Below are 8,923 nucleotides of genomic sequence, written 5' to 3' on the forward strand. Positions count from 1 at the left end.
ATCGAATATGAAACAATCAACCGGACCGCGCTCACAGCGGCCTAAGACCCCGAGTCAACAAAAGCCGGGGCAGTCCCTTTCGTGGCCGCCTACGGGCAGTTTTTCATGGCCGCTAACAATGGCAACCGGCTGGTGATTGAGGGCCCGAAGGCGACGGCACCAAGCCTCCCATACAACCTGTATCAAGTTGCCTAGCGGCTCTTGTCGATGGGCACCGTCGACACTCGTTGTCGGATACAAAAAAGCCACCAGCCTGCGGCGTGGCGGCCGCCAGCTGGTGGTATCTTGATGCCCCTATGTCTCGTCAAGCGTCGTTGAGCCATTGGCGGTATGCGTTGGTGAGGGGTGCGACGCGGAGCTTTCCGCGTTCAAGTTCTGAGATCCGGGGCTGGTTGGACTCCGAGGTGGGTGGCGGCGGCTTGCAGGGTGAGTCCGTGGGTTAGCCGTCGTGGCGCAGGTCCGCGATTGATGCGATCGTGGGAGGATTCGTCAGGATCCGGTAGACCTCGCGGCGATGGCTCGTTTGAGGCGTCGGGTGGTTTCGCGTGGGCTCTTGCCTTCGCTAGTCTTTTCTGGATGTAGGCCTTGATGCGGGGGCGCTGCTCATGCGGGTCAGGGCGATTTCGTGTCGTGAACCAGATCCTGGAAATCGACGGGATCAAGCGCACCAGCACCGCCATCTCCGTCATGGAACACATGCCACCCCGGTACCACGGCCTCATCAGCCGGCTGTCCACGGAGGAGTCCCGCGACTAAGCATAGGCGATGCGCACCACAGGTGGGCTTTTTGTTACTTCCCCTCACTTCTACTGCCAAACGGACGAGCGGATTTTCTGCAGACTTTCTTGAATGCTTCATTGGAAAGGGCGCTATGCCAAGCGATTTCGGACTGCCGCGTTTCGTCTGGCATGAAGTTCTTTGTCCCCCAGCTTTGAGTTTATAGTGGCTTTGCCCCCGCAACAACGAATGCTAGGAGATCAAAGACGCCAGGGCCTTTCACTCCTTGGAGATCTTCAATTCGCGTCCAGCCATCCCTAACGTCCGGCGCAGCCGGTTGGTGTGCGGCAACCAGCGAGCGAGGGTAGCCCTCCGCACCGAGCGCGGCAAGGAACATTTGTCTATCTGCTACTTCGCCGGTCAGCTCGGTGACGGTATTACGACGAAATCCAACAGATTAAGCAGCGAATTGTCAGTGCTAATACCTACGCTTAGAGAACCACCGCATTTTCGTTACCGTTCGTGTTCGGGGGAAGCATGAAGGAGAAGCACATAGAAGTTCCCGCTCAAGGGTCAAAACAGGACGCTGTTCTGTGGGAAGAACCAAGCGGGAAGATCTACAACGTCCATAACGAGAGTGACTGGTCGTATATCCGGCGCAATAAGCCGGTGCTCAAATGCCCAGTGAGACTCTGTAACGTGAAGCTCGTAGCTGTGGATCGGCAAGGCACTCGCCACTTCCGGAATGCAGCAGGCTCTGTTGACTGCCGTCATTTCACGGCCCGTCCAGCGGATCACTCGACTCGGGGCGGCGGACCAATGTCCGACGAACATCGGTGGTACCAGCATGAGATTGCCAAGCAGGTCTCAAGACGGTCCCACATGAGGGCAATTGTCGAGGACTACGAGTCCAACGCAGACGTTCTTATTCTCAATGACGCCACCAACCGATCCCTCGCCATCGAGGTGCAGCGCTGGGACACAGACATCCATCACAGGACTGAGCACAGACTATCTCTAGGCCATGAGGTTCTATGGTTGATAACGGACTCGGCGCAGTTGTCACCTGAAATGCAGCACCAAGTCTATTTAGGACGGGGAGCATTCATTAGGGTGCGAACCTTTGATCAGCCCTATGTGTCCCTAAAACCATGGGAACAAGGCGCACCCCGCTGTGTTCCGGTAATGGAAGTTGCAGGAACTATCGCCAGGCTGGATGATTCATCAGGCGCCTTGCGGGGAACGCAGTTGCCACTCATGCGGGTCGTAGACGAAATTCTCGATGGTAAGCGGAATTGGATCTTTCCCGGGAGCAAGGTCTTTAAGAATCGCTCAGGGGCCGGGCGAACGGGTGGCGCATGGGTCCGAAACATCGACTATACAAACGCCCTGATCCGAGCATCCGGCCTAGAGATTCAGCCGCTCCCGGAAACGTCGTACTATGGCCGGCGTTCTGCACCGATCGTTCGTCCCCTTTCCTACCTGGAATTGGAAGCAGGCTATGGCAGAACCTAGAACTACGGCTTTGCCGCACGGCAGTTACCTGGTTGCCTTCACAGCTGGCTTGGGCCGGAATTCTTCGGCTGACCGCTGATCCCTACAACCGCCGCTGCCGGAACATAGGAAACGACTCCCGCACCCGGTCCACCGTCTCCAGCGAAACCTCCACCGCCCGCACGCCAGGCTCCAGCCCCAGGTCAGCCTCCACAACGCCCATCGGGTCCACCAGCACACTACGCCCCACTGACACCGGCGGCGCCTGGCACACCCCCGCCACGTACACGCTGTTCTCGATCGCCCGCGCCGCGTTCAGCGCCAGCCACTGTTCCGTCTTGTGCTCACCCGGCACCCAGGATGAGCAGACCAGCAGGACCTGCGCGCCGGCGTCGGCCAGTGACCTGGCAAGCTCCGGGAACCGCAGGTCGTAGCAGGTCATCAGCCCGAACCGCGCTCCCCCGTGCTCGAACACCACCGGGGCAGTGGAAGCACCCGGCTTGATGAACTCGGATTCCCCGAAGCCCTGCGCGTCGAAAAGGTGGATCTTCCGGTAGAAAGCCAGCCGGCCGCCGTCGGACCCGAACGCCACCAGCGTGTTGTACGCCCTGCCCGGCTCCTCCGAGGTCTCCACCACGCCCGCCACCAGCGCGATGCCGTGGCTGCGGGCAATATCGGCGAGCTCACGGCAGACGGGCCCGTCCAGCGGCTCGGCCACCGCGGGGAAGGTCGCGTCCACCTTTTTCTTCTCGTAGGTGGCGTACTCCGGGAAGGCGACCAGCGCGGCGCCGTCGTCCGCTGCCTGCGAGGCGAACCGGGCGATCGCGGCGAGATTCGCCTGGATGTCGGTGCCCGATTCCAGCTGCCCCAGCGCTATCCTCACGGATCTTCCCTCCCTCGGCCGAACGGCCACACTACAAACGAACCAGGCTCAGGCGGCTGCCTCGACGGTCGCCTTCTCCGTGGCCGCCATTTCCGGCGGCGAGGCCTTGAAGCCGCGGGTGATCAGGGCTAGGACAATCACGCCCAGCACCAGCCAGGACAGTCCCAGCGTAATGGCGTTGCTGTCCAGCTGGGAGAGCAGGTAGGCGCAGATGACGGCGCCGATCATCGGGACCACCACGTAGGACACCGGGTTCAGCTGCTGCCCGGCCCGGCGCTGGCGCACATAGTGGAACACCACCGAGGCGTTCACCAGCGTGAAAGCGGTGAAGGCACCAAAGTTGATGAACGACGTCGAGGTTGCCACGTCCAGGAAGATCGCGATCAGGCCCACGATGCCGGTGATCACCAGGTTCGCCACCGGGGTGTGGAACTTCTCGTTGAGCCGGCCAAAGACGGCCTTGGGCAGGACGGAGTCGCGGCCCATCGCGTACAGCAGGCGGGACGCGCTGGCCTGGGCGGCGAGGCCGGAGGCGAACTGCGCCACCACCAGGCCGGCCAGGAACACGGCGCCGAACAGCTGCCCGCCGATCTGCAGTGCGATTGAGCTGGCAGCGGAGGCGGAGTCCTCGAACACGCCGCCGGCGTGGACCAGCTGGGTCACGTAGGACACCGCCACGAAGATGCCGCCGCCGATCAGGGCCACCAGCATGATGGCGCGCGGCACGGTCCGGCGCGGGTCGATGGTTTCCTCGGTGAGGGTGGTGACGGCGTCGAACCCCAGGAACGAGTACGCGGCGATCGCGGCGCCGGCGGAGATGGTGGCGAAGCTGGACGTGTCGTTGAAGAACGGCTGCCCGCTGGCCAGTCCCCCGGCGCCGTTGGCGGACACCACGTTGCCGATGGCCAGCGCCACGAAGAACACCAGGACCAGCAGCTGGAACGCCATCAGCACGTAGTTGGCCTTGTCCGCCACCTTGATGCCCAGGATGTTCAGCAGCGTGGTGATCACGATGAAGCCCACAATCCAGACACCGATGGGGATGCCTGGGAACTGCGCGCTCAGGTAGGAGCCGCCGATGAGCCAGATGACCATGGGCAGGAAGAGGTAGTCGAGCAGCACGGCCCAGCCCACCAGGAACCCGACCCGGGGATCAATGGAGCGGCGGACATACGTGTAGGCGGAGCCGGCCACGGGGTGGACGATGGCCATCCGGCCGTAGCTGTGCGCGGTGAACAGCATGGCTACAAGCGCCACGAGGTACGCGGCGGGCGCGGCACCGCCGGTGGTTTCGGCGATGATGCCGAAGATTCCCAGGACGATGATGGGGGTCAGGTACGCCAGCCCGAACAGGACCAGCGAGGGCAGTTTCAGCGTGCGGGTCAGGGTTGTTGACACGGTGTTTCCTTACGGCTTGTAGGACGGCGGTGTCCAGGTGGCCGGGTTGATCCGGCCTTGGTAGATGGGAAGTTCGACGGCGGGCTCCCCCTCGCGGAACTGCGACCAGGGGCGGTTGAGGTTCTCCGTGCCGTGTGTGCGGACGCGGTCGACGGCGGCCAGGTCCAGTTCCGCGGTGAGCAGCACCGGCTGATCGACCGGGGACTCGGCAAGGGTGTTGCCCTCCGGGTCCACGATGATGCTTTGGCCCTTGCCGGTGGGGCCAGCACAGTTGACGCTGACCATGAACACCTGGTTCACGATCGCGTTCGCCTTGGCGAGGACGAGCTCCTGTTTCCGGTCCGGCGTCGTGGTTTTGACGACGTTGAGGATCACCTCGGCGCCCATCCAGGCGAGCTGGCGGGACACCTCCGGGTACCAGGCGTCGTAGCAGATGTTCAGGCCGACCCTGCCGATGCCGGGCAGGTCCACGGTGGTGAACCGGTCGCCTGGATCGTAGGGCTCGAACGGGCGCCAGGGGAAGATCTTCCGGTAGTAGCCGGCGAGCTCCCCTTCGGGGGACAGGACCAGCTGGGTGTCGAACAGCTGGCCTTCGGGGCCGCGTTCGCAGACACTGCCGGGGACCAGCCAGATGTTGAGGTCTTTGGCGAGCTGTTGGAGTTCTTTGACGCGTGGGCCGTCCAGGGGCTCGGCGCTCGCCTGGAGCATTTCGGTTCTTTGCAGGTCCGGGTTTTGGTCGCCGAAGAGGTGCAGCTCGGGGAAGACGACCAGCTTGCTGTGCGGCTGGGCTTCGAGGGCTGCTTTGACCTCGTCCGCGAAGGCCGAAACCGGTTCGCCGATGAGCCGCGGCCTTGCCTGGGACGCGACGAGGGGAAGGATGCGTGACATGGGTTTTTCTCCGCTGTGGGGGTGTGATCCGGGTTATATTAGATCAGAATGATCCAATAAAGGGAAGGGGGCCGGCGTGGGCCGTAAAGTAGCGGTCATGACCGATCAGCTGGAGGACACCCCCGAACCCCCGCGCCTGGGTGCCGGCAGGATGCCCGGGATGGAGCGCCGGAGCGCCATGGACGCGGTCCGGATGCGGATCGGCATGGCCATTTCCCTGGGGCTGCTGAAACCGGGCGAGCGGCTGCCGGACCAGGAGGACGTGGCCCTGGGTCTGTCGGTCAGCCCAATTACCGCGCGGCGTGCGCTGGCGAGCCTGGCAGAGCAGGGCGTGGTGGTGCGGCGGCGCGGCCGGGCTGGCGGGACGTTCGTGGCGGACGCGCCGCCTGCTGAGGTTTTGGCGTCACTTTCCGCGTCACCGGCTGAGTCCCAGGCGGTAAACCGGCTGGTGGACCGGAGGCTTTTGTTTGAGTGCGCGGTCACCCACTATGCGGCGGTCAATGCCACAGCCGAGCAGCTGGACGAGTTGGAACGGCTGACCCAGGAAATGGCGGAGTCGACTGACTGGTCCTACTACCACCGGATGGACGAGCAGTTTCATCAATTGGTGGGCACTGCGTCATGCCTGGACTCCGCCGTCGAGGTCTATCACGAGACGCTCGCCGAGCTCTACGACTACTTCATCCCCTACCCCATCGAGAAGCTGCACAAGTCCAACCAGGACCACATCGCCCTGGTCGCCGCCCTCCGCGCCGGCCGTGTTGAGGAGGCCGTGGAGGTGGCCCGGAAGCACGTGGACATCCTGCACCGGACGATGTTCATGGGGCTGCCGCAAGGTGGGGCCACTTAAAGCTAATCGGCCAGCAGCCCCTCGCGTGAGGCCGGTGCTGCTGCGCACTCGGACTACGATGAGGCATGGATTCTGCCCTTGTTGCCGCCCTGATTACAGCGTCTTGCGCCCTAGTGGCTTCTTTAGTTGCGTCATTAATTGCAGCGACATCAAGTCGGCGCACACAACTGGGCCTAGCAAAGAACAACGAAGAGCTGATCCGCCTGAAAGACCGCCTTGATACGGATAGAAACGATCACGAGCGGCAGCTAAGCGCACGAGCCGAAGTTGAAAATCTTCGAGAACCGCTACTGGGTGCGGCCAAGGATTTGCAGGGCCGCATCGATAACATTCGCAATAGAAACTTCGTTTTTTACCTCAATAGTGAAGACGCCTACCGCCGTGATGTGGCACTTCTTGGCACTCTGCATCGGTTTGCTAGATATTGGGCCGTTCAGGAACTCCTGCACAGCCGTACCAACTTGCTACGTTTCGATTCCGACCAACGCACCGCCGACGTTGCCGAACACGTCGGCCGACTGGCACGCACCTTCGCATCAGACAGCTCCGCCGGTCTCAGCCTCATCTTCTGGCGAGAGGAACAGCGGGCCGTCGCCGAGCTAATGCTCGATTTCAGCAGCGAAGACCCATCGGCTACGGTCACGGGATTTGCCACCTTCAGAAGGAGGTATCACGAGGACCTCCGAAGAGAGGCGCCCGAAGACCTCGCCCTCTGGTTGGGCCGCTTCGCTCAGGACCTCCAACTGCCAAAAATCGCCGAAAACCGTCGCTTGAAGGAACTGGGCGAAAACCTTGCCACATTAGTCGAAACACTGGAAAGGGACCGGACTGTCAACGAAGCGCGGTAAGCGCTCGGTCCTGGCCGGTAGTTTTCACTCGGTTGGTCCTCATCGCATTTCGTGGCCGCCGTTCCGACAGGAATGCCCTGTTCTCCTGACGCGTCGTCGATGGCTCCGGCTCTCCGGAGCCATAAATGGGAACGGCGCTGGCCGCTTGCGTGCCATGATCTTGCTTGCAGTTGCCTGACCGGCAGCAAGGTGGTTTCAAGGCAGCCGCCAGATTATAAAAATCAGGCGTTGCGTCGCCTAAGTATCTTTCATGCTCCACAAAAAATAACACCCTCAAGGACGGCGTCGAACCCCAGGAAGGAATGGGCGGCATCGACGAAGGTGGCGGTGAACCTAGGAACACGTTTGGTGTACGACCGTGGCCACCCCTTATACCTAAAGCTGCGACAATGACTACCCACGTACCCTTGCGTGTTTGCCTGATGTGCGCCGGAGTGCGGATCTACGTTTTATTTCAGCGGTACTCCGGAAGCGTCACGGCTGAAAGTATTCGCCTTGCACAGGATCATGATGCCTTCGATGACACCCCATAGACCGACAAACCCGAAGGTAAATGCGAACGTCAGGACGAAAACGGCAGCCTGGACAACTCCCCAGCCTTTGTCGCCCAAGTAGAATCTGTGTGCGCCAACAAAACCAAGCAGGATCCCTAAAATTCCGGCTGTCGTCCTCGACTTTTGCTCCCGTCCTTCAGGCGTAACCGATTGCCATTCACGGCGGGCAATCTCCTTGGCTGCAGCCGCAGGCATGGTCTCCATCGTCCATCGCACTCCGTCCCAGCGGCGGGCGACGCCAGGCTCCTTGTTGTACCATCCGGCAGTCACAGAGTTGAGGCTCGCTGTAAGCATCGCACCGAATGAATGTGTAACGCGGGTTCCTGGCTTGGGAGCCGGATTCAGATGGTTGTACCACTCGAGCTCTATGTGCGCGTTCGCCTCGTCACGGCTCTGCCGCCCCTCGGCCACATCCAAGTCTGCTCGGGCCACAAGGAGTTCATGGAATGCCTCGTTGGGGTTCTTACGCCTCTCAGCCACCGCACGGTCGGTGCGGGCAGACAGCAGGGCATAGTCCGCCTCGCCTTGAGACATCCGCCCCTCGGCCACAGCCCGGTCCGTGCGGTTCAGCAGCCGGTCATAGTCGGCCTCGTAGGCCTGCTGCTTCTGGATCTCGAGCATTGCCCTCTGCTGCTGCAAGAGCGCATTAGTGTTTGCAGCCATGTTCCTCTGCTGCTTTAACTGCTGGCGGCCTGTTACAAAGGTGCCGACATTGGCGGCCGTGTTAAGGCGATTGCCCTTCATTTTGCCCATTGGTTCCCCATTTGAATCAATCCTGTTTATGGATGCTTTTGCGTGGTCAGCGTACAGCAATATGGGCAGCCGTCCAATAGCACCCTGAATAAGTCAGGGCGAGAGCCAGAAGATCAAAATGGACTATTTGAACACGATTAATAAATACCAAGTGAAGCGGCATTCAGCGTCACATTCGAGCGATGCTGCGCTAATCCTCGCACAACCTTGATTAGTTCTTGAGCCACAAAAACTACTGTCATTTTACGGGTATCGAAGCCCGTGACGCTTGTTGGGGGAAGCGACATTGTCTGAAACAATTGGCTGGCGAGGCATAAGCATAAGCGACCCGCCCTCTAAACCGATCTCCCTCCATGTGCGCCCATCACCGCACCCATCCCGCACTGGGGTTAGCCTCTGTTGGTGGACACCTGAAGTAGCGGGATCCTGGGATTCTGCGGGAAGGTGTTCTTGTGAGCACGACACGACGTAAATTCACTCCTGAGTATCGGCGGGAGGCTGCGCGTCTGGTGATTGATACGGGCAGGCCGGTCGCGCC

At 61.2% G+C, this 8,923-nt stretch carries 7 protein-coding genes; 3 read left to right on the top strand and 4 right to left on the bottom strand.

Going from position 1 to position 8,923, the window contains the following annotated elements:
- Positions 1 to 630: 630 nt before the first annotated feature.
- Positions 631 to 756 (top strand): hypothetical protein, encoded by a 126-nt coding sequence (locus PV772_RS22550; RefSeq protein ID WP_347887642.1) that lies wholly within the window; start codon positions 631 to 633, stop codon positions 754 to 756.
- 1,558 nt (positions 757 to 2,314) lie between these two features.
- On the opposite strand, the gene PV772_RS22555 is transcribed toward PV772_RS22550, so the two are convergent.
- The 3 genes from PV772_RS22555 to PV772_RS22565 are packed head-to-tail and all read right to left on the bottom strand — an operon-like array spanning position 2,315 to position 5,380.
- Positions 2,315 to 3,094, bottom strand: a complete 780-nt coding sequence (locus PV772_RS22555) for a carbon-nitrogen hydrolase family protein (protein ID WP_347887643.1) — start codon at positions 3,092 to 3,094, stop codon at positions 2,315 to 2,317.
- A 48-nt stretch (positions 3,095 to 3,142) separates the two neighbouring features.
- Complete coding sequence (locus tag PV772_RS22560; RefSeq protein WP_347887644.1) at positions 3,143 to 4,492, bottom strand: APC family permease; 1,350 nt, start codon at positions 4,490 to 4,492, stop codon at positions 3,143 to 3,145.
- Between the two features lie 9 nt (positions 4,493 to 4,501).
- The gene (locus PV772_RS22565; protein WP_347887645.1) at positions 4,502 to 5,380 is read right to left on the bottom strand and encodes a carbon-nitrogen hydrolase family protein; all 879 of its coding nucleotides are present in this window, start codon (positions 5,378 to 5,380) and stop codon (positions 4,502 to 4,504) included.
- Between the two features lie 97 nt (positions 5,381 to 5,477).
- On the opposite strand from PV772_RS22565, the gene PV772_RS22570 reads away from it, so the two are divergent.
- On the top strand, positions 5,478 to 6,230 hold the full coding sequence (locus tag PV772_RS22570) for an FCD domain-containing protein (protein ID WP_347887646.1): 753 nt from the start codon (positions 5,478 to 5,480) through the stop codon (positions 6,228 to 6,230).
- A 65-nt stretch (positions 6,231 to 6,295) separates the two neighbouring features.
- Entirely contained in the window at positions 6,296 to 7,078 is a 783-nt protein-coding gene (locus tag PV772_RS22575) for a hypothetical protein (RefSeq protein WP_347887647.1), read from the top strand.
- Positions 7,079 to 7,527: 449 nt separating this feature from the next.
- On the opposite strand, the gene PV772_RS22580 is transcribed toward PV772_RS22575, so the two are convergent.
- Positions 7,528 to 8,385 (bottom strand): NINE protein, encoded by an 858-nt coding sequence (locus PV772_RS22580; RefSeq protein ID WP_347887648.1) that lies wholly within the window; start codon positions 8,383 to 8,385, stop codon positions 7,528 to 7,530.
- Positions 8,386 to 8,923 lie beyond the last annotated feature (538 nt).

The sequence above is a fragment of the Pseudarthrobacter sp. CC12 genome, assembly GCF_039907755.1.
GTDB classification, from domain to species: domain Bacteria; phylum Actinomycetota; class Actinomycetes; order Actinomycetales; family Micrococcaceae; genus Arthrobacter; species Arthrobacter niigatensis.